Genomic DNA, 20,125 nt, shown 5'->3' with positions numbered 1-20,125 from the left:
GCGGTCGGCAAGGTGCGGTAACAGGGAGGAAGCGTCTCGTGAGCAGCAGGCCATCCAGAGGCGCTGCTCGCCTCGCTGCCATACTGGACGCGCTTCCCGACGCGTTGGTACTGGTCAACGCCAACGGAACCGTCGTCAACGCCAACACCATCGCCCTGGAGGCCTTCGAGACCCCGGGCACCGCCCTGGTGGGGCGCGGCCTGCTCGATCTGCTGCCCGAGTTCGACTCGCGCCTGATCCCCGGGTCCATGCGGCGACCCGACTCCGTGGACCCGAGCGGGCGGACCAAGCCGACGCGGATGATCGCCCGCCGGACGGACGGCAGCGAGTTCCCCGTCGAGGTCACGAGCGCCAATCTCGAGGACGGCCGCCAGGCGTACGACGGCTACGGCTATACCGGCGACGAGCTCCTGATGCTCGTCGTCCGCGATCTGTCCGGCACCGTCGACACGGAGGCCGAACTCGCCCGCTCCCAGCGGCAGACCGAGATGATCCTGCGAGCCGCGGCCGAGGGCGTGGTGGGCACGGACACGGACGGGCGGATCGTGCTCGTCAACCCGGCCGCCGCCCAGATCCTCGGCTACCGTGCCAGCGACCTCGGCGGCAAGGAGCTGCACACCCTGGTGCTGCACTCCCGTGAGGACGGCTCGCCGTTCCCGTACACGGAGTCGCCGCTGCACGACACCCTGCGCTCCGGACGCAAGCACCGGGTGCGCGGGCAGGTGCTGTGGTCCAAGGCCGGGGACAAGGTGTCCGTCGACCTGACGACCGCGCCGGTACGCGACGGCGATCAGCTCGTCGGCGCCGTGCTGACGTTCACGGACCGGCGCCCCTTCGACACGCTCGTCGCGGATAAGGAAGAGGCCGCGAAGCAGCACGAGCAGGAGCTCGAGCGGATCGCCGGCGAGCACAAGGAGGAGCTGGAACGGCTGCGCGAGGAGCACGCCGCCGAGCTCGCCGAGCTGCGCGAGCGGCACGCGGAGGACATCGCGGCGGGCGACGAACGCTACGCCGCCCTCGGTGAGCGCGAGAAGGACCGCTACGAGGCGCTGGCCGCCCGGCACGATCAACTGCTCGCGGTGCTCGCTCAGTCGCTGCGTGGCCCCCTCGACCAGCTGCGCGGGGAGCTGTCGAAGCTCGCCGCGGACGACGCCGGCCAGCTGTGGCCCGAGGCCAACCAGGTGCTCCACCACCTCTCGGCCGGCTACTCGCGTATCACCACCCTCGTCGACAACGTGCTCGGCTACCAGCGGCTGGACGCCGGTGACGACGAGCTCGTCCGTACGGCCGTCATGCTCGACGCGGTCGTCGCCGCCGGTGTCGAAGGCGCCATCGAACTGATCGGGCCCGGGCGCGTGCAGTTCGCCGTGCACGCCCCGCCCATCGAGGCCGAGGTGGACCCGCAACGGCTCGCACTGGCGCTCGCGCACCTCGTCGCGGATGTGGCGGGCGTCGACGCCACCGGCAACGCGCCCGTCTCGGCAGGCGGTTACATGGACAGCACCGTGGTCGTGGCGGCCGCCCAGCGCGGGGAGGTCGTCCGGATCGAGGTGCGCGGCCCGTACCCCGGGGGAGACCCGGTGCACCAGCCGATCGTCGGCGGCATCGTGCGCGCGCACGGCGGTGTGCTGCAGACGCACGAGGTGCCGGGCATGAGCGGCAACGCCTACGTGCTCGAAGTGCCGATCGGCGGCGGTGCCGGGGCCGTCCCGCCGCCTGTTGCCACGGCTCTCGCGCTGGAGCCCGGCACCGGCCCGGCACCCGAGCAGACCCCCCAGCAAAGCGGTGGACGGCGGCGGGCCCGCCGGTCGTCCGTGGACGCCTTCCTGGAGAGCGAGGGGGGCGAAGCCGCGCCCGCCGACACGACCACCGCGCCCACCGGACGGCGCAGGCGGCGCGCGGCGGAGGAGTCCGCCGCCGAGGCGTCGGTTCCCGCACAGGCGACCGCGTCCGAGGACGGCACCGCCAAGTCCCCGGCGTCCGGCGGCACGGGACGGCGGCGCGGACGTCCGAGCCCGGCCGAAGGGACGGCCGAGGGCTCGGTCGTGACCGCCGCCGAGCACGCCGCGGGCGCCCCGGCCGGCGGGCTGGGGGAGACCGTGCCGCCGCAGGGCATGCCCGAGCCCACGGGACGGCGTGCCCGCCGGGGCGGCGAGCCCCAGGCACTGCCGCCCGCTCTGCCCGCCGCCTCGGACACCCCGTCCGCCGACGACCCCGATGCCTCCTCCGGGGGCGGACGCCGGCGGCGCGCCCTGGCCGCCGCCAACGAGCGTGCCGCCGCGGCGGATGCCGCGCCGCGGACGGTGTTCGCACTGCCGCCCGCCGAGGCGGACCGCGCCCCGCAGCAGAGCACTCCCGCTCCCGGCTGGGACGACGAGGGCCGCCATGACGCGGTCCCGCACGACCGGACCGAGGACCACACGCCGCCGCAGCCGCACCCGGCGCCCTCGCCCAAGGGCCGCCGCCGGGCGCGCCCGGCCTCGGCGCCCGAGCAGCAGCCGGCCGGGGCCGGCACGACCGCGACGGTCCCTCCCCAGGGCGTACCGGTCCAGCCGACGCGTCCCCAGAGCCTGCCCGCTCAGATGACGCCCGGGACTCCGGCCGGGGGTGTCCCGGTGCAGGGGGGCCCGCAGCCCGTTCCCGCACAGGGCCTGCCCGCGGCCGCCGCGCGGGCCGTTCCCCCGCACGGCCTTCCGGCTCAGGGCGCTCCGGTGGCGCCCGGGCAGCCGCTACCCGGGCAGGCGCTTCCGGGGCAGCCCGTTCCCGGCCCCGGCGGTCGGCCCGCGCTGGTGGCGCCGGGTCAGCAGGTGTCCGCCGTCGCTCCCGCTCAGCCCCTTCCGGGGCAGCCCGCCCTCGCGCCGCAGGCCCAGCCGGTCCCGCAGCAGCCCGTACCTCCGCAGTCCACTCCGGCGGGCGGTGTTCCGGGAGCAGCCACGCCCGCCCCCGGCACCCCGGTCCCCCCGCAGGCCTGGCCCGCTTCCGGCGCGGCCACTCCCGTCGCGCAGTCGACTCCTTCGGCGGGCACCCCGCTCCCTCCGGAACACGCCCCACAGCCCCGGACCGCTCAGCCGCTGCCCGCCGAGTCGGCCGCGCCCGTCGACGCCAACTCGACCCAGGGGCGGGCGATCAGTGTGCGGACGCTCGGCCAGGGTGTGCCGTTCGCCCGCCAGGGCGCACAGCCGCAGGCTCAGCCCCGCTCCCAGACACCGACGCCTCCTCCGCACCAGTCGAACGGTGCGGGCCGCCGTCGCAAGCTCGGCACGCCTCCCGAACCCGCCGACGAGCGGCCGGAGACGGCGGCGCGCGCGCACCCGCAGGGCGCGGGGTCTCCCCTCCCGGCGCAGTCCACCCGGGCCGGGCAGTCCCGTCCGGCCGGGGTCAGCGAGGGCGCCGGGCGGTCGTACGCCATAGGAGCACCGGACAAGAACGCCGACGAAGGCCCCGAGCCGCTCGACGGTCCCGGCGGTGCCGTGGAGATCGCCGACCAGCCCCAGGCGCGACCGATGGACGCCGAGTTGCCCCCGGAGCCGCTGGACAACCCGCGGCGGCTGCTCGTGTGGCCCGCGCCGGACGTGACGACCCAGCAGGCGCTGAGCGACCGCGGCTACCGGCCCGTCATCGTCAACTCCCGTGAGGAGGTCGACGCCCAGATCGCCGCCTTCCCGGCCGCGCTCTTCGTCGACCCGCTGACCGGGCCCATCACGCGGACGGCGCTCCAGTCGCTGCGCCAGGCGGCGGTGGCCGCCGAGGTGCCCGTGCTGGTCACAGCGGGACTCGGACAGGCCACGCGTGAAGCGGCGTACGGTGCCGATCCGGCCGTGCTCCTGAAGGCGCTCGCCCCGCGCGACTCGGAGCAGCACCCGCCGCGTGTCCTGCTCATCGAAGAGCACGCGGAGATCGCGCTGGCGCTCACGGCGACGCTGGAGCGGCGTGGAATGCAGGTCGCACGGGCGGCCTCGGACGCGGACGCGGTCACGCTGGCCGCGCAGATGCGGCCGAACCTAGTGGTGATGGACCTGATGCAGGTGCACCGCCGCCAGGCCGGAGTCGTCGACTGGCTGCGCGCGAACAACCTGCTCAACCGCACCCCGCTCGTCGTCTACACCGCTGCCGTCGATCAGGCCGACCTGCCCCGGCTGGTCTCGGGGGAGACGGTCCTGTTCCTGGCGGAGCGCTCGACGAGCGCGGAGGTACAGGATCGGATCGTGGACCTGCTGGCGAGGGTCGGCACCAACTGACCGGACATTCCTGGAACACAGGGACATAAGGGCGTTGGGCTGGCGTTTCACGTGAAACGCCAGCCCAACGCCCTTGTTTCTGCTGTCAGATCTTTGTGACGTCCAGTTCGCCCGCCGCGTACTGCCTGCGCAGCACCTTCTTGTCGAACTTGCCGACGCTCGTCTTGGGCACCGCCTCGACGATCGTCCAGCGCTCCGGCAGCTGCCACTTGGCGATCTTGGCTTCCTCCGCGAGGAACAAGCGCAGAGCATTGAAGTCCGTGGTGGCGCCCTGCTTCAGCACCACGGTGGCCAGCGGACGTTCGCCCCACTTGTCATCCGGCACGGCGACAACCGCGGCCTCGGCGACATCCGGGTGGGACATCAGGGCGTTCTCCAGGTCCACCGAGGAGATCCACTCGCCACCGGACTTGATGACATCCTTGGCGCGGTCGGTCAGGGTGAGGAAGCCGTCGGGGCTTATGGTGCCGACGTCTCCGGTCTTGAGCCAGTCGTCCTCGCTGAACTTGTCGGCGGGACGCAGCGGCTCGGCGTCCGGGCCGTTGTAGTACGCCCCCGCGATCCACGGACCCCGTACTTCCAGCTCGCCCGCGGACTTGCCGTCCCAGGGCAGCCGCTCGCCGCCGGGGCCGGTGAGCCGCGCCTCGACGCCGGCCGGGAAGCGGCCCTGGGTGAGCCGGTAGGCGAACTCTTCGTCCGTACCGACAGCATGGGCCGGCGGCCGGGCCACCGTGCCGAGGGGGGAGGTCTCGGTCATGCCCCAGGCATGGCAGACACGCATGCCGAGCTTGTCGAAGGCCGCCATGAGCGAGGGCGGGCAGGCCGAGCCGCCGATGGTGACCTGGCCGAGGAAGGAGACGTCGCGAGGCCGGGCGGTCAGCTCGGCGAGCAGGCCCTGCCAGATGGTGGGGACGGCGGCGGCATGCGTCGGCCGCTCGCGCTCGATCATCTCCGCGAGCGGCGCGGGCTGGAGGAAGCGGTCGGGCATGAGGAGGTTGACGCCGGTCATGAAGGTGGCGTGCGGCAGACCCCAGGCGTTGACATGGAACTGCGGGACCACGACGAGCGAGGTGTCCTGGTCGGTCAGCCCCATCGACTGGGTCATGTTGACCTGCATGGAGTGCAGGTAGACGGAACGGTGGGAGTAGACGACGCCCTTGGGATCTCCGGTGGTGCCGGAGGTGTAGCACATGGCGGCGGCCTGACGTTCGTCCAGCTCGGGCCAGTCGTAGGTGGTCGGCTTGCCGGCGATGAGGTCCTCGTACTCGTGCACCTGGGGGGAGGCACCGTCGAGCAGCGAGCGGTCACCGGGACCGGACACGACCACGTGCTCGAGCGTCGGCAACTGCGGCAGGAGCGGGGCGATCAGCGGCAGCAGGGAGCCGTTGACGATGACGACGCGGTCGGCCGCGTGGTTCACGATCCAGGTCAGCTGATCGGCCGGAAGGCGCAGGTTCAGCGTGTGCAGAACGGCACCCATGCACGGGATCGCGAAGTAGGCCTCCACGTGCTCCGCGTTGTTCCACATGAGCGTGGCGACCCGGTCGTCGTCCTGGACGCCGAGATCCTCGCGCAGGGCGTGGGCCAACTGAGCGGCATGGGCGGCGATTTCCGCGTAGGAGCGGCGATGCGGCTCGCCCTCGCCGGTCCAGGTGGTCACCTGGGAAGTTCCGTGGACTGTCGACCCGTGGGTCAGGATCCTGGAGATCAGCAGCGGTACGTCCTGCATCGTGCTCTGCACGGAGTCCTCCCGGGGCGACGTTTCCTACGCGGTAGTAGGGGGTTGCGCTGATTCTGCGCACATACCGCGCGGTATGTCACTATGCCCGGGCATGATCGATCAGGCGTCGCACCGTGGTGTCCGGCGCACCGGCTCCAGCTCGGGATCCTCCCGGAGTTTCCCAAGGGCCCGCGAGACCGCCGACTTGACCGTACCGATGGAGACATCGAGCACCTCGGCGGTCTGCGCCTCGCTCAGGTCCTCGTAATAGCGCAGGACCACCATCGCCCGCTGGCGCGCCGGCAGCTTCATGATCGCCCGCCACATGGCGTCGTGCAGCGCCTGCTCCTCGGCGGGATCCGCCTCGGGTATCCCCTCGGGTTCGGGCAGCTCGTCACAGCTGAACTCGTCGACCTTGCGCTTGCGCCACTGCGAAGTCCGCGTGTTCAGCAGCGCCCTGCGCACATACCCGTCCAGGGCGCGGTGGTCCTCGATCCGGTCCCAGGCGACGTACGTCTTCGCCAGGGCGGTCTGCAGCAGGTCCTCCGCGTCGCTGGGGTTCGCGGTGAGCGACCGGGCGGTGCGCAGCAGCACCGGCTGGCGGGCCCTCATATAGGACGAGAAGGACGGGTACGGAAGAGTCTGCCTCGCTGACGTAGCAGCGTTCGAAGCGCTGGTGCAGACGGGTGTGGTCATGGCTCCACGCTAGGTTCACCACGTGTTCCGGCGGATCGCCCGCAGGTCCCGAAGCGGCCTCCGCCTCAGGTTGTAGGCGGGGGGTTGGCCCCACCTACTGAAGGTGGACGAGACGATGCGCACCCCTGAGGGTTCACCCCTGAGAGACGGGGCGGGGCGCCGGCCGTCGGCCCTCGGACGTCAGTCGTCAGTTCATGGATCACCGGTCGTCGGTCCGCAGGCGTCGGTCCCCGGGCGTCAGGACCCACCCTCGTCGGCGTCAGCGGTCGGCCGTCAGGATCAGACCCGACGTGGGGACGCCGGTGCCCGCCGTGACCAGGGTCCGGGCGGCACCGGGGACCTGGTTCACCGCGGTGCCGCGCAGTTGCCGTACCGCCTCCGCGATGCCGTTCATCCCGTGCAGATACGCCTCTCCCAGCTGCCCTCCGTGGGTGTTCAGCGGCAGCATTCCCGCGGCCACGAAGTCCGCCGCCGCGCCCGGCTCGCAGAAGCCGAACTCCTCCAGCTGCATCAGCACGAACGGCGTGAAGTGGTCGTAGAGGACCGCCACATCGATGTCCGCGGGACCCATTCCCGACGTGCGCCACAGCTGGCGGGCCACGACGCCCATCTCCGGCAGTCCGGTCAGGTCGTCCCGGTAGAAGCTGGTCATCTGCTCCTGGGCGCGGCCCGCGCCCTGAGCGGCCGCCGTCACCACGGCCGGTGGCTGCGGCAGATCGCGCGCCCGCTCCACCGAGGTCACCACCAACGCCTGCCCGCCGTCCGTCTCCTGGCAGCAGTCGAGCAGGCGCAGCGGCTCCACGATCCAGCGCGAGGCCGCGTGGTCGGCGAGCGTGATGGGTCTGCCGTGGAAGTACGCCGCCGGGTTCGTCGCCGCGTACCCTCGGTCCACGACGGCCACCTGGCCGAACGCTTCAGGGGTCAGTCCGTAGGTGTGCAGATACCGCTGGGCCGCCATCGCGACCCAGGAGGCGGGGGTGAGCAGCCCGAACGGCAGGGACCAGCCCAGCGCGGCGCCCTCCGCGGACGGCTCGCGATGCTGCACGCCGGAGCCGAAGCGGCGGCCCGAGCGTTCGTTGAACGCGCGGTAGCAGACCACCACCTCGGCCACTCCGCTCGCCACCGCCAGCGCGGCCTGCTGGACCGTCGCGCACGCCGCCCCGCCCCCGTAGTGGATCCGCGAGAAGAAGGACAGCTCGCCGATACCGCTCGCCTGGGCCACGGTGATCTCGGGGCTGGTGTCCATGGTGAACGTGACCATGCCGTCCACGTCCGCGGGTTCGAGTCCCGCGTCGTCCAGCGCGGCGAGCACGACTTCCACCGCCAGCCGCAGCTCACTGCGCCCCGAGTCCTTGGAGAACTCGGTGGCCCCGATCCCCACGACGGCCGCCCGGCCGCCGAGGGCGTCCTTCCTCCGTACGCTCATCCGGCCCTCCCGCTCGGGACGGTGACCGTGACCGTGCCCGTGACATGCCGGCCGATGCCGTTCGTCCCGACGACCCGCACCTCGGCCGTGTCCCCGTCCACTTCCTCCACCGTGCCGGTCAACACCATCGTGTCCCCCGCGTGGTTGGGGGCGCCGAGTCGTATCGCCACCTTGCGCAGGACCGCGTCCGGCCCGAAGTGGTCGGTGACGTACCGCCCGACCAGGCCGTTGGTGGTCAGGATGTTCATGAAGATGTCCGGCGAGCCCCTGCGACGGGCGAGCTCCGCGTCGTGGTGCACGTCCTGGTAGTCGCGCGAGGCCATCGCCCCGGCCACGATCAGCGTGGGCGTGATCTCGATCTCCAGCGGCGGCAGGCGCGTACCGGGCTCCAGCGCACCGGCCTCCGGTCCGGGCTCCCTCATTCCGCACCCCGTTCCCGGACGACGGGCACCGGTTCCACGTCCCGGGCCCGGAAGACGGGGAGTTCCAGTTCCTCGTCGCACCGCAGGAATTCGAGGCGCACCGGCATGCCGATCCGCACCACCTCGCAGGGCACCCCGACGACGTTGCTGACGATCCGCACGCCCTCCGCGAGTTCGATGAGGCCGACCGCGTACGGAAGGTCGAAGGCCGGAAAGGACGGGTGGTGCATCACGACGTACGAGTAGACCGTTCCCTCGCCGCTCGCCTCGATCGTGTCCCAGTCCTGGCAGCCGCACGCGTTGCACCCCGGTAGCCAGGGGAAACGCAGGGTGCCGCAGCCGGCGCACCGCTGGATCAGCAACCGGTGGCGGGCCACGCCCTCCCAGAATCCGGCGTTGTCCCGGTTGATCACCGGCCGGGGCCTTCTGCCACGGGGTGTCTCACGGGCGGGGGCGTACTTGAGGATCCGGAACCGGTGGATTCCCACCGGTTCCCCGTCCACCCGCACCTCCATCCGCGTCGTGACGAAGTACCCGGCGCCGAGCTTCGTGCGCTTCCGGTCCGACACGGACTCGATCACCGCGTCGAACGTGACCTCGTCCCCGGGCCGCAGCGGGCGCAGATACTCCTGCTCGCAGTCGGTGGCGACGACCGAGGTGCAGCCGGCCTCGTCGAGCAGTCCCAGCAGTTCGTCGTACGCGTCCGAACGCCCCGCGTGGCCCGACAGGCCGCCCATCGTCCACACCTGGAGCATGGTGGGCGGGGCGATCGCGTCCGGGCCGGTGTACGCGGGGTTGGCGTCGCCCATCGCCTCGCACCAGTGCCGGATCATCGGCAGGTTGACCGCGTCCTTGCCGACTCCGGCGACCGCCGCGGCCCGCCCCTCGTACGTCTTCAGCCGCGCGGCGAACTCCTCCGGCTCCGGAGGCTGCGTCTCAGGCCTCCCGGCGGTCGTCAGTCGGGGCGCGCCGCGTTCGACGGGCGGCGCCTCGACCTTCTCGTTGCTCCCGCCCCTCATCGCCGCTGCCCCCTCGTCCGCGTCTCGGCCACCGTTCCATGGTTTTCTGACTGTCTGTCAGATTGCAAGGGCTGTCAAGGTCGCCGTGGACGCGCGGGGCGGCCGCACGCACCCGCGTGCACCAGAACTCGTGGGGCGGAAAACGCCCGCACGGCGGCACCGAAGTACCGCCGCGCGAACGTGTGATGACCCTTGAAAGCACATGTCACGGAAGTTCAGGACCGATGTCGGGGCACCGGCCCCTCGCTCACCACAGGTGACTGAAGTTGATGAGCACGTTCTCGTTCCTCTGGTCGATGGCCGTGAACGCCGAGCGGTTCACCTGGGCGGTGTTGCTCCGGTTCGAGGCGCCGAAGCCGACCGCCTGCTGCTGCGTGGTGGAGGAGTTGCCGTTGTTGTCGCGTCCGACCCCACTGCGGGAGACGCTCGCAGCCGCCGCGTTCGATCCGTCGTCCGCGTAGGCGCCGTTGTCTGCCGAGGCGACGCCCGTGAAGAGCGCCGCGGCCAGCGGCAGCGCCGCCACGGCGGCAAGGACGCGGGCGTTACGGATGGTTGCCATGTTCTTTCCTCCAGGACCCCGTGTGTTCCGGCACGGTGGCCGGGACGTGCGTGAAGTAGCTCTGATTCCGGGGGAGTTGGCCGACTGCCTCGGCCGGTGTACGACGTCGCGACTTCAGAGTTGCCCAGCGGATCACCGCCGAATCGCCCCTCAGGACGTGATTCGCCCTCAAGCGTGAGGAAATGTCGATAAACCCCTTTCGCCGTGCTTCACCTTCCTTGACCGGTGTTCGATCACCTCACCCCCTTCCCTTTTTCGAACATGCGTACGAATATAGAGGCATGGCCACCATCGACCGGCAGGCCACCACCCTGGCCCTGGCCCACGCCCTGTCCGCCGCGGAGCGCGGCCTCGCGGTGATCCCGCTGTCCCGTACGAAGCTGCCGGCCCTGCGCTCCCCCCACCGAGACGACCCCGATCCGACGGCCCGCGCCTGCCACGGCGAATGCGGCCGATTCGGACACGGCGTGTACGACGCCTCAATCGACCCCCGCCGCATCCGCGAACTGTTCGCCGCCGCGCCCTGGGCCACCGGCTACGGCATCGCCTGCGGCCTCCATCCCCATCACCTCATCGGCATCGACCTCGACACCAAGTCCGGAACCGACTCCTCGGTGGCGCTGCGCGAACTCGCCCTGCGCCACCTGTTCACCATCCCCGACACCGTGGTCGTGCTGACCCCGAGCGGCGGCCGCCACCTGTGGCTGAGCGGACCGCCGGACGTCGTCGTGCCGAACTCCGCTAGCCGCCTGGCCTCCGGCATCGACGTACGCGGCGCAGGCGGCTATCTGGTCGGCCCCGGATCGCGCACCGAGCGCGGTGTGTACGGCACCGCCCCGGGCACCGCGCACCTGCCGCCCGCACCCTGCCCGCCCGCCCTGCTGCACCTGCTCACACCCCCGCCGCGCACCCGCCACCCCACGCCGTCGTCCACCGGTCGGCACGGCCAGGGCCTGGTCCAGTTCGTCCTCGCGGCGCACGAGGGCCAGCGCAACACCCGCCTCTTCTGGGCCGCCTGCCGGGCGTACGAGAACGGCATCGGGCCCGAACTGACCCCTGCCCTGATCGACGCGGCGGTCCGCACCGGTCTCACCCCGCGCGAGGCCCGTTCGACAATCGCGTCGGCGGCCCGGATGACGGCGCGGCAATGACCGGCTTCACCGGCCACCGGCGCCGGCCACGTGCCGCGGCAGTGCACACGCGACGACAGTCATGACATCCACCTGCCGCCGGGAGTCCGCTTCTCGGGCGGCTGGCGGCTACAGGGCGGGGTTCCGTGACCACGCGCCGCACCCACGATCGAGTGGGCGTGCCGCACCCGCGATCGAGTGGGCGTCACTGACCGCCTGGCCGGTGCCGAGCCGGCCAGGCCGCATCTCCGCTGTCAGTGGTGTTCCCAGTGGTGGGGGCGGACCTCCAGCGCTGCCCGGTCCCAGTGGGCCAGCTCGGCGGTCGCCTCATAGGTACTGTGCAGAAACTCGCCCAGCGCCCGGTCCGGATCGGCGGCCACGGCGACCGCCTCGTAGGGCAGCACGAACTCACCGCTCACCCGCTGGTACGACGCCGCTGCGGGGCGGACCGGGTACTCGGGGAAGCCGGCCGGTTCGGGGTAGGCGTAGGCGTAGAACGCGCCCTCCTCACCGCCGCCGGGCCAGAACCCGCAGCTGGCCAACTCGACGGAGTAGGCCTCCGTCGTCACCCAGTCCGGCACGTTGGGGAGACCGCCAGGGGGATGCGGCGGCGCGGGCCGCCCGGAGAAGCGGGTGCAGGCCAGGTCCATCGACCCCCAGAAGAAGTGCACCGGGCTTGCCTTGCCGACGAATTGGGACCGGAACTCGCCGAAAGCCCGGTTCGCCTGCAGCAGTTGGCCCCAGAACAGCCGCACGGCGTGCGGGTCGTAGGAGGCGTGCCGGTAGTCGTCCGCGAACGGGATGGCGGGCTCCACCTCGTTGGGCCGCGGGTAGATCCGCGTCTGAATGCCCAGCTCTCCCAGCGCGCCCATGATCTCGGCGTAGAACCGGGCCACCGGTTTGGACTCCAGCACCAGCTCACGCCTGCTTCCGTCGCTGGTACGAATGCCCAGCCGGTGGTCGACGAAGTCGAACTCGATCTCGAACGCACCGGTCCGGTACGGGATCGAGGACGTGGTGAACCCCCGAGGGGTGACATAGAGGGTGACCTGCCACCAGTGGTTGACCATGGGTGCGTGGGCCAGCCGGATCTTGCCGACGATCTGGGTCCACATGTGCAGTGTGTCCCGGGCCTCGACCCAGTCGGCCACCCGCAATCGTGGCCAGGTCCCGACCTGCTCCGTCTTGTGCCCGGCGTGTGCTTTGTGCGCGGCCATCGTGCCTCCCACGGGCCTCGCCGCTCCGGCGGCTCGCAGTCGCCCGCTCCCGGCGTCGCCGAAACCGTGCCCCGATCACCACCCCTGGCACCCGCACCGACGAGCAGACTGCCCGAAAAGATCCGATACGCCCAGACTATTCCCCGGGGTCGGGACCGACCAGATGGGACCGATGCGGTGGGCGGCAGGCGCGCGGTGTTCACGGCGGTCATTCCCTGTGCTGGTCAGCGGCTCTGCCCGGCGGGCCGGCTGCCGATGACCACGGCGCGCAGGCGCGCGACGGTGCCGGGCAGGAGCGCATAACGGGCGCCGGCAGCGTCGGAGAGCGCGCCGATGATCGGCGAGCCGATGAACGCTGTCGACCACAGGGCAGTCACCCGGCCGCGGCAGTCGGGATCGGATGCGAGCTGGATCGTGGCGTTCCCTGCGGCGAGGAAGACGATGCCGGCCGCGCCGACCAGCACGCATGCTCCGACGGCGGTCGCGATGGTGGGAATGGCGGCGACCAGGCCGACCGCGATCCGCTCTCCGTCGGAGGCGGCTGCCCCTGCTTTCAAGACCGCTCGGGTGCCGCCGCAGAGTTTGACGGTGCCTTACGAGCGGACGGTCTTACGAGCGGGAGTCACGATCCCGCAGGGCACTGACGCCGCTGGAGTCGCTGAAGTGCTGGTAGGCATGCGCCTGGCGGCGCGCATCGCGCAGACCCCTCGTAGCCGCCGCTTCGATTCGCCGCGCTTCCGGACTCGAAACCGACCGGCGCCGTTCACGACGCACCAGCACGATCATGGCGGCCGCCACGACGGCCCCGACCGCCGACGCAGCCAGTACCAGGTAGACCACGGTCATCCCCTCCTCCACCTCAGACCGCGCCGCGCGACATGGCGCTCAGGCACTGATCATCAGAGGCTGCCCGGAAGCGTACCCATCGGCCAAGGCCGCTGAATCAGCATCGATGCCCGACGGGGAAGGGCGACCGAAGGCTGCCCGACGGTGCGCACCTGGCAGGCGCCGAAGTGGCCACAGGACGGCCACGAGACAGGTGCCGTTGCCCGGCGCTCAGTGAAGACGGTGGATCCCCGGGGTGATCGCACCCCGGGGATCCACCGTCAGCGCGTCGCTCAGTGGCGCGTCAGGGCCTGGCGCAGCACGTCGTACACGTAGGTGTTGGCGTGCTTGCCGGTGAAGCGGTCGGACAGCGGGCCGGCCGCGGTCACGGGCACGTCCACACCGGTGTGGCCGGACGTCGTCCAGTCCATGTAGAAGCTCTTCTCGCTGCCGTGGATGGTGAACGGACCGTCCTCGGCGGAGATGCCGGTGCCGGACTCGTCGGCGGCGTCCGACTCCTCGACGGCCAGGCCGCCGGTCTCGTGGTCACCGGTGACGACCAGGAGGGTGTCGGGGTGGGTGGCGACGTAGGCGCGGGCCACGGCCACGGCCTTCTCCAGCTCCTGCATGGACTGCAGGACGCGGGTGCCGTTGTTCGAGTGACCGAACTCGTCGGTGCCCTCCTCCTCGACCATGAGGAAGAAGCCCTTCTTGTTCTTGTCCAGCGTGCTCAGCGCCTTGCTGGTCATCGTGGACAGACCGACCACCGGGCTGTACACGTCGCCCTGGCCCTCGGGGCGCTGCTGGAACATCTCCTCGTTGGCGAAGAGGCCGAGGAGCTTGCCGTCCTTGACGCGGTTGAGCTGGTCCGCGCTGGAGACGTAGGAGTAACCGGCCTTCTGGGCCTTCTTGATGAGGTCGCCCTTGGTGCCCTTGCTCGCCTCGGACGGGTCCTCGGCGGGCTGGTCCTTGAACGCGCCGGCGTCGCCCGCGGGCAGCCACCAGTCCTCGCCGCCGCCCAGGATGACGTCGGGCTTGCTGACCTCGATGTACTGGCGCGCGATCTCGTCCTGCGCCGAGCGGTTGGCGGTGTTCGCGAAGAACGCCGCCGGCGAGGCGTCGGTGACCTGCGCGGTGGTGACCAGGCCGGTGGCCTTGCCGGCCGCCTTGGCCTGCTGGCCGAGGGTGGCCAGCGGGTTGCCGTCGACGTCGACGCTGATGGCGCCGTTGTAGGTCTTCTCGCCCGTGGCCCACGCGGTGGCGGCGGCGGCCGAGTCGGTGACGACGGCCTTCGGGTCGTCGGGCTCGGTGGTCAGCTGGCCCGAGACGGGGAGCTTGTCCATCGCGAGCTGGCCGCCGAGGCCGGTGAAGTGCAGGCGGGCGGCCTGGCGCATCGCGGCGCCCATGCCGTCACCGTTGATGAAGATGACGTTCTTGGCAGCCGGGGCCTTGGCCTTGGCCGGGGCGTGCGGAGCCGAAGCCGACGCGCCCAGCGTCGGGTTGACCACCATCGTCACGACGGCCGCGGCGATTGCGGCAGCCGCAGGAGCAGCGAACCGCCGCGCCCTACGAACATCCTGGGACACAACATCCTCCGTTGGTGTTCTTGCCCATTGCTTGACCGCGAACATAAGGAGCTTTGGGAGGTGATTGACCAAGGGAAGATGTCCGGCACGCGACGAGATCTTCAGTGGGAGGTAAAGGCGCTGGCCGTACTTGTTCGAACAGCTCACGCGAGAACGGACTCCGTCCCCTCCTGGTCGCACGCCCCACACCCCGGCGACGGCACGCCCCTATCCGGTCGACGTCGCAGGTCAGCGCTGTGCCGGGACTCCGCATTCCGCTGCGTGGTCGAGGGCGTGACCGGGGGTTGGGCGCGTGCTTCGGTCGCGTGGTGTGCGCGGCGCTGTGCCGGTCCTCCGTAGTGCTGGGAGCCGGAGCGGGTGGTGGGTCGAGGAGGGACGATGCCGCCATGGCAAATGAACCGAGGCGCCCCCTCAGCGAGCTCCGTCAAGGCGAGACAGTCCAGGCAACAATCACCAGTCGCGAGCCATGGGGCCTCATGGCAGAACTCCATGAATACGAGCCCGTGGGCGCCTCGCTGGACGTCGTTCGCCGCGGCAAACAACCCGGAGTGCAGCGACTCGCCCAGGAACTGCCGCCAGTTGGAGCGACCGTCGACCTCGTCATCGGCGAAGTACGCACGTGGCAGTACGAGCCGTGGATATGGGTGGACCTCACGGCGCCCAGTCACGGCGAAGGCTGACTGTGCCCGTAGGGCCACGGATCAAAAGTTGCCAAGTCCCATCCGTGCCCGATCGTGCGGGGAATCACGGCTCGCCGACTTTCTGCGCCGCCGCCGTGAGGCGATCCGCCCGGCCGAGGTCGGCCTCGCCGACGGCCCCCGACGCCGCACCACCGGTCTGCGCCAGGAAGAGGTGGCCATGTTCGCCGGTGTGTCGGTGGACTACGTCGTACGTCTCGAGCAGGGCCGCAGCAGTCAGCCCTCGACCCAGCTGCTGGGGGCGCTGGCTCGGGCGTTGCGTCTGTCCGACGACGAGCGCGACCACCTGTTCCATCTGGCGGGCCACCAGCCCCCGCCCGCCGACGGGGTGGCCGGCCTGGCCCGCGCCGGCCTTATACGCATGCTCGATCTTCTCGGCGACACCCCGGCCCTGGTGCTGTCCGACTTGGGCGAGGTCCTCGCCCAGAACCGGGCAGCCGTCCTGCTGTCAGGCGACCACACCCGCTTTTCCGGCGACCGGCGCTACGTCGTACATCGCTGGTTCACCGACCCTGCTGCCCGCGCCATCTGCCCGCCCGAGGAGCAGGAGTACCACGCCCGCCAGCTCGTGGCCGACCTGCGCGCGGCCGCCGGCCGCCGCTCCGGCGACCCCACAGTCACCGGGCTCGTCGACCGGTTGCAGGCCGCGAGCGCCGACTTCCGCCGGCTGTGGACCGAGCACGAGGTGGCGGTCCGGCGTGCTGACCGCAAGACCTTCCTGCACCCACGGGTGGGCCGCCTGCTGATGGACTGCGAGACGCTGGTCACCCCCGACCAGGGCCAGCAGCTGGTGGTACTCACCCCGGCGGACACCGAGACCCGCGAGCGGCTGGACCTGCTGCGGGTACTCGGCATCCAGGAATTCCCCGCAGGGCAGACCGGCCCGCCCGTACGGTGAAGCCGCCGACCACGGGACACCGACATCGGCATCCGGCGGTCCGGTCGGCGGAAGACGCCCCTGAGCCCGGGCCACAGGTGGGCCGCATGCGCTGGTCAAAGGTGGGATACCGCGGATCAGGACGGGACAGAGCGCATGCAGAGGGGGTGCCCCCGATGACGGGGGCACCCCCTCTGACCTGCGATGCTTCTGACCTGCAAGCGGTGGGTGTGGGATTTGAACCCACGGTGACTCGCGCCACGACGGATTTCAAGAGCGGCGTGGTGTCGGTATCGATTCAGCCCCTGACCTGCGTCAACGCCTCGCAGGAGACAGATTGCCCTCGTGCTGGCCCACACATGGCCCACACTGCCGCGCCAGACCCGTGACTGGACCGCAGCGACCGTTCGCTTTTCAGGCGATCACCGGCTCCTCCGGGGGTGGGGTATCCAGTGAAGACAATGACAGTGCACGTCCGTACTCGGATGCTGTTGTCTGCGGACGTTGATGTCAGACGGCGATTCGAGTTGGCGCTGAAAGAGCGCTCCCGGCCTTCGATGCGGCAGGTCCACACAATCGACTCTCAGAGCGCCTCCCGGTGCGGCAGGTTCTCCGCGTTGCCGGCCAGCAAGAGCCGCAGCACGGGCTCCGAGGTCGCGAAGTCGTCTATCGAGCGCAACTGTGGCCTCCGGTCCTTCCGTTAAGCATGGCGAATGAACGTGGCGAGGGTGCTTCAAGTGGTGGATGGTGATTTTGAGGGGGGACTGGCATTCGGTGCGGCCGTTCGGAGCGAGGCCACTGAAAGAGCCCTCTGCCCGCGGCCTTTCCGCGGGCAGAGGGCTCCTTCGTCGGGTGTGGCCGACCGGTCAGCCGATGGTTGCGATGCCGTCGGTGGTGACGGTCGGGCGGCCCGAGGTGCCGACCACGACGATCTTCAGAGTGTGTTTGGCGGGGCTGGACCAGCTCTTGGTCCAGATCGCCTGGCGGTACAGGGTCGTCGAGGACTTCAGGTCCACCGTGGTGACCTTGGTGCCGTCGACGTAGACGTACGCCTGGCCCGAAGTGGAGGCCCGGGAGACGATCCAGGCCACCGAACGTCCGGTGAAGGTCCAGCTGATCGACGCCCCGGCGGACGAGGAGCTGTAGGAGTAGCCGCCCAGGTAGCTGGTGCTGTTCTTGTGGGTCCAGGTGCCGGTCCGGGTGGTGGAGGTCTCCTGGATGATGTTCGGCGTCCGGGAGACGGAGACGCCGCCGGTGTTGCCGGCCACGTCGTACGCCTTCAGCGCGAACAGATCCGAGGCGCCGGGCTTAGCGCTGGTCGCCCAGGAGGTCACCGTCGGGCCGAAGGTGGCCGAGGACGGCGCGGTCGCCATGACCTTGGCGAGCGCCGCATTGTCGGCGGCCTTCCAGCTCACCGTGACCGGGACCGCGGTGGAGCTCACCGTGCCGGTGCGCACCTGCACGCCGGGAGAGGTCGGGAAGGTGGGCGCGGTGGTGTCACCGACCAGAGTGACCGAGCCCGACAGCGTGGTCGACCCGCGCACGTGGGTGGCGCGCACCTGGACGGTGTGGCTGCCGGCGGCCACCGAGATCGAGGCGGAGCGGGCGGAGCCGGAGGTGTGCGCCACGGCCTTGCTGTCGACCAGGACGTCGAACCCGGAGATCACCGCAGACGGCGTGGCGGTCGTCCAGCTCACCGTGGCCGCGCCCTTGGTGTAGTAGCTCGTCCCGGACTTGGTCGCCCCGCCGGACATCCCGGTGACGGAGAGCGCGCCGACCGGGCCGGCCGCGTAGGAGCGGATCGTGCTCAGGGCGTTGTAGAGCTGGTTGCCGGGGCAGTCGGTGGCGAATCCGTTGCGGTGCCCGGAGATCGCGTTGAAGCTGTAGTTCTTGCCCAGGGTGAAACCATAACTGTCGGAGGCGCCCTCGGGCAGCGACGCGGTAGCGGTGCCCGGGTTCACGCCGGTCATGCCGAACTTCCAGGCTGCGATGCGGGCGATGGAGGCCAGCATCGCCTGGCTCGGCGCGACCCCGGGGAAAGTGCTGGCCGTGGAGTCGCCACCGCTGAGGTCGGTGTACGTGCCGATGGCGGCCACGCCCATGCTGTTGGTGTTGAACCCGTAGGTCTGGGCGCCCACGATCGGCAGCGCCATCCCGCCGAAGCGGCCCTCGAAGATGGTGCCGCACTTGTCGACGAGGAAATTGTAACCCAGGTCGCGCCAGCCCTGGTTGAGGTGCTCGGCGTAGATGCCGCGCACGATCGCCGGGGAGTCCGCGCAGGAGTAGTTGTTGGTGGTGTCCGTGTGGTGGACGAACATCACCTTCACTGCCGAGCCGTACGTCGGGTAACCCGATTCCCGGGCGCACTCGTCCGCGCCCCAGCCGGCCCGGGTGACCACGGTGGGCGGGGCCACCGTCGAGGTGGTCGCGGCCGGCATCGGGTTCGGCGGGGTCGGTGACGCCGACGCTGAGGGGCTGCTGGAGGAGGTCGTGCAGGACGGGTACGCCTGGGACAGCGACGGAAGTTGGCTGGGCCAGGACGTCGGGGACGCGCTCGGCGAGGTGGAGGCGGGGCTGGAGGCGCTGAAGGACGGCGCGGCGGAGGCGGAGTCCGTGGCCGTCGCGGTGTCCGTGGGTGAGGCGGAGTCCGTTGCGGTCGGGGTGTCCGAAGCGCCGGTGCCTGTGGTAGCCGTTGCGGTGTCGGTCGGGGCGGCGCTGTCCGTTGGCGGTGTGGTGTCGGTGGCGGCCGAAGACGCCGTGTCGGTGGCGGTTGCGTCCATGGCGTAGCCCGCCAGGTCCAATCCGGAGGCTTGCGTCCCGCCGGCGGCGGGCTTGCCCGGGTCGACCAGGTCCACCCGCAGCCCGGCGGGCAGCGCGGTCGTCTTGCCGGTGCCGGTCGCGCGGACCTGGATTCCGTTCGACGACCCCGACCACATAGGCGACATCCCGCCGCGCACACCGGGACGGTTCAGCTCGGCCGCGTCGGGCAGGTCGTCCGGCTGCTGCATCTTCAGCCACTGGGTCCAGTGGCCGCTGACGGCGGAACGGGTCCGCACCTCCACCGTGCCGCGCAGCTTGGCGCGCGCGCCGTTCCAGGTGACGCCCACCATGCTGAACGCGGCCGTGGACTGGGCCCCCAGCGTCTTGAGCGACGCGCTGGTCCCGGTCAGGGCCAGCGAGTGGACATGCGTCTTGATCGGCGCTGGCGCGGCCGACGCATGGCCGCCCGATCCGGCCATCGCGACGGTCGCGACAGCCGCGCTACCCCCGGCTATCACCGCCCCGAGCGCCACCCACGTGCGCGTTTTCAGTCCGGCTCGACGACCACGCCGAGCCCCGTGTTCAGTTTTCATGCCCGCCCTGAAGCCTCATCGTTGTCATAACTGTCCCAACAGGGCACAGCTGTCACATGAGTGCCCTGGAGTAACAGCGCGCCAGAACGTTCAAGCGTCACAGATCCCGAACCCGGGTAGGGAACGGACGCACGCCGACCATCGGGCCCGCAACGCGCCCCCGGCTCCGTCTGAGCCGGCGTGGCGCGTTCGATCAAGAGCCGTCGATGACGCGGTCGAGCAGCGCTCGTGCCTCGGTCGCCTGGCTACGCAATTCTGATCAAGGATTTACCTGTTCCGCATTGTTCGTGGTCGGCGGTGTGGCTAGCGTTCCTGCGCCCCCCATCTGCGGATCTCGCATCGGCATTGATCGGCAGCAT

At 71.0% G+C, this 20,125-nt stretch carries 15 protein-coding genes; 4 read left to right on the top strand and 11 right to left on the bottom strand.

The window, feature by feature from the left end; genetic code table 11:
* The first annotated feature begins 38 nt into the window (after positions 1 to 38).
* Positions 39 to 4,238, top strand: a complete 4,200-nt coding sequence (locus tag ACQEXA_RS29315) for a PAS domain-containing protein (protein ID WP_433131539.1) — start codon at positions 39 to 41, stop codon at positions 4,236 to 4,238.
* 85 nt (positions 4,239 to 4,323) lie between these two features.
* Here the strand turns inward: ACQEXA_RS29315 and ACQEXA_RS29310 are convergent, their stop codons facing one another.
* The 6 genes from ACQEXA_RS29310 to ACQEXA_RS29285 all read right to left on the bottom strand — a co-directional run bounded on the left by ACQEXA_RS29310 (position 4,324) and on the right by ACQEXA_RS29285 (position 10,080).
* Complete coding sequence (locus tag ACQEXA_RS29310) at positions 4,324 to 5,979, bottom strand: long-chain fatty acid--CoA ligase (RefSeq protein WP_432929916.1); 1,656 nt, start codon at positions 5,977 to 5,979, stop codon at positions 4,324 to 4,326.
* Positions 5,980 to 6,078: 99 nt separating this feature from the next.
* Positions 6,079 to 6,654 carry a SigE family RNA polymerase sigma factor gene (locus tag ACQEXA_RS29305; RefSeq protein WP_432929918.1) on the bottom strand — a complete coding sequence of 192 codons (576 nt, stop codon included), beginning with the start codon at positions 6,652 to 6,654 and terminating at the stop codon, positions 6,079 to 6,081.
* A 259-nt stretch (positions 6,655 to 6,913) separates the two neighbouring features.
* Positions 6,914 to 8,080: a lipid-transfer protein gene (locus tag ACQEXA_RS29300; protein ID WP_432929920.1), complete on the bottom strand. Its 1,167-nt coding sequence runs from the start codon at positions 8,078 to 8,080 to the stop codon at positions 6,914 to 6,916.
* Positions 8,077 to 8,502: an acyl dehydratase gene (locus ACQEXA_RS29295; RefSeq protein WP_432929922.1), complete on the bottom strand. Its 426-nt coding sequence runs from the start codon at positions 8,500 to 8,502 to the stop codon at positions 8,077 to 8,079. The genes ACQEXA_RS29300 and ACQEXA_RS29295 overlap by 4 nt, the downstream gene beginning before the upstream one ends.
* Positions 8,499 to 9,521, bottom strand: a complete 1,023-nt coding sequence (locus ACQEXA_RS29290) for a bifunctional MaoC family dehydratase N-terminal/OB-fold nucleic acid binding domain-containing protein (protein ID WP_432929925.1) — start codon at positions 9,519 to 9,521, stop codon at positions 8,499 to 8,501. Before ACQEXA_RS29290 ends, ACQEXA_RS29295 begins: the two co-directional genes overlap by 4 nt.
* A 247-nt stretch (positions 9,522 to 9,768) precedes the next feature.
* Positions 9,769 to 10,080: a hypothetical protein gene (locus ACQEXA_RS29285; RefSeq protein WP_432929927.1), complete on the bottom strand. Its 312-nt coding sequence runs from the start codon at positions 10,078 to 10,080 to the stop codon at positions 9,769 to 9,771.
* Positions 10,081 to 10,361: 281 nt separating this feature from the next.
* Between ACQEXA_RS29285 and ACQEXA_RS29280 the strand changes: the two genes are divergently transcribed.
* Complete coding sequence (locus ACQEXA_RS29280; RefSeq protein WP_433131537.1) at positions 10,362 to 11,231, top strand: bifunctional DNA primase/polymerase; 870 nt, start codon at positions 10,362 to 10,364, stop codon at positions 11,229 to 11,231.
* 233 nt (positions 11,232 to 11,464) lie between these two features.
* Here ACQEXA_RS29280 and ACQEXA_RS29275 read toward each other — a convergent pair whose 3' ends face one another.
* The 4 genes from ACQEXA_RS29275 to ACQEXA_RS29260 form a co-directional block, all read right to left on the bottom strand.
* Complete coding sequence (locus ACQEXA_RS29275) at positions 11,465 to 12,427, bottom strand: DUF5996 family protein (RefSeq protein WP_432929931.1); 963 nt, start codon at positions 12,425 to 12,427, stop codon at positions 11,465 to 11,467.
* A 224-nt stretch (positions 12,428 to 12,651) separates the two neighbouring features.
* Positions 12,652 to 12,984: a hypothetical protein gene (locus ACQEXA_RS29270; RefSeq protein ID WP_433131535.1), complete on the bottom strand. Its 333-nt coding sequence runs from the start codon at positions 12,982 to 12,984 to the stop codon at positions 12,652 to 12,654.
* A gap of 52 nt (positions 12,985 to 13,036) precedes the next feature.
* Entirely contained in the window at positions 13,037 to 13,273 is a 237-nt protein-coding gene (locus tag ACQEXA_RS29265; RefSeq protein ID WP_432929934.1) for a hypothetical protein, read from the bottom strand.
* Between the two features lie 272 nt (positions 13,274 to 13,545).
* Positions 13,546 to 14,838, bottom strand: coding sequence for an alkaline phosphatase (locus ACQEXA_RS29260; RefSeq protein WP_432929936.1), 1,293 nt, complete (start codon positions 14,836 to 14,838; stop codon positions 13,546 to 13,548).
* Between the two features lie 476 nt (positions 14,839 to 15,314).
* Between ACQEXA_RS29260 and ACQEXA_RS29255 the strand changes: the two genes are divergently transcribed.
* Together ACQEXA_RS29255 and ACQEXA_RS29250 are read left to right on the top strand one after the other, a co-directional pair.
* On the top strand, positions 15,315 to 15,518 hold the full coding sequence (locus ACQEXA_RS29255; protein WP_432929937.1) for a hypothetical protein: 204 nt from the start codon (positions 15,315 to 15,317) through the stop codon (positions 15,516 to 15,518).
* Positions 15,519 to 15,546: 28 nt separating this feature from the next.
* On the top strand, positions 15,547 to 16,434 hold the full coding sequence (locus ACQEXA_RS29250; protein ID WP_432929939.1) for a helix-turn-helix transcriptional regulator: 888 nt from the start codon (positions 15,547 to 15,549) through the stop codon (positions 16,432 to 16,434).
* Between the two features lie 845 nt (positions 16,435 to 17,279).
* Here the strand turns inward: ACQEXA_RS29250 and ACQEXA_RS29245 are convergent.
* Positions 17,280 to 19,652 carry an N-acetylmuramoyl-L-alanine amidase gene (locus ACQEXA_RS29245; RefSeq protein ID WP_433131533.1) on the bottom strand — a complete coding sequence of 791 codons (2,373 nt, stop codon included), beginning with the start codon at positions 19,650 to 19,652 and terminating at the stop codon, positions 17,280 to 17,282.
* Between the last annotated feature and the right edge of the window lie 473 nt (positions 19,653 to 20,125).

This window comes from Streptomyces sp. CA-106110 (assembly GCF_050936285.1).
GTDB lineage: Bacteria > Actinomycetota > Actinomycetes > Streptomycetales > Streptomycetaceae > Streptomyces.
The sequence above is the reverse complement of the archived record's forward strand: the minus strand, read 5'-3'. Positions and strand labels throughout refer to the sequence as shown.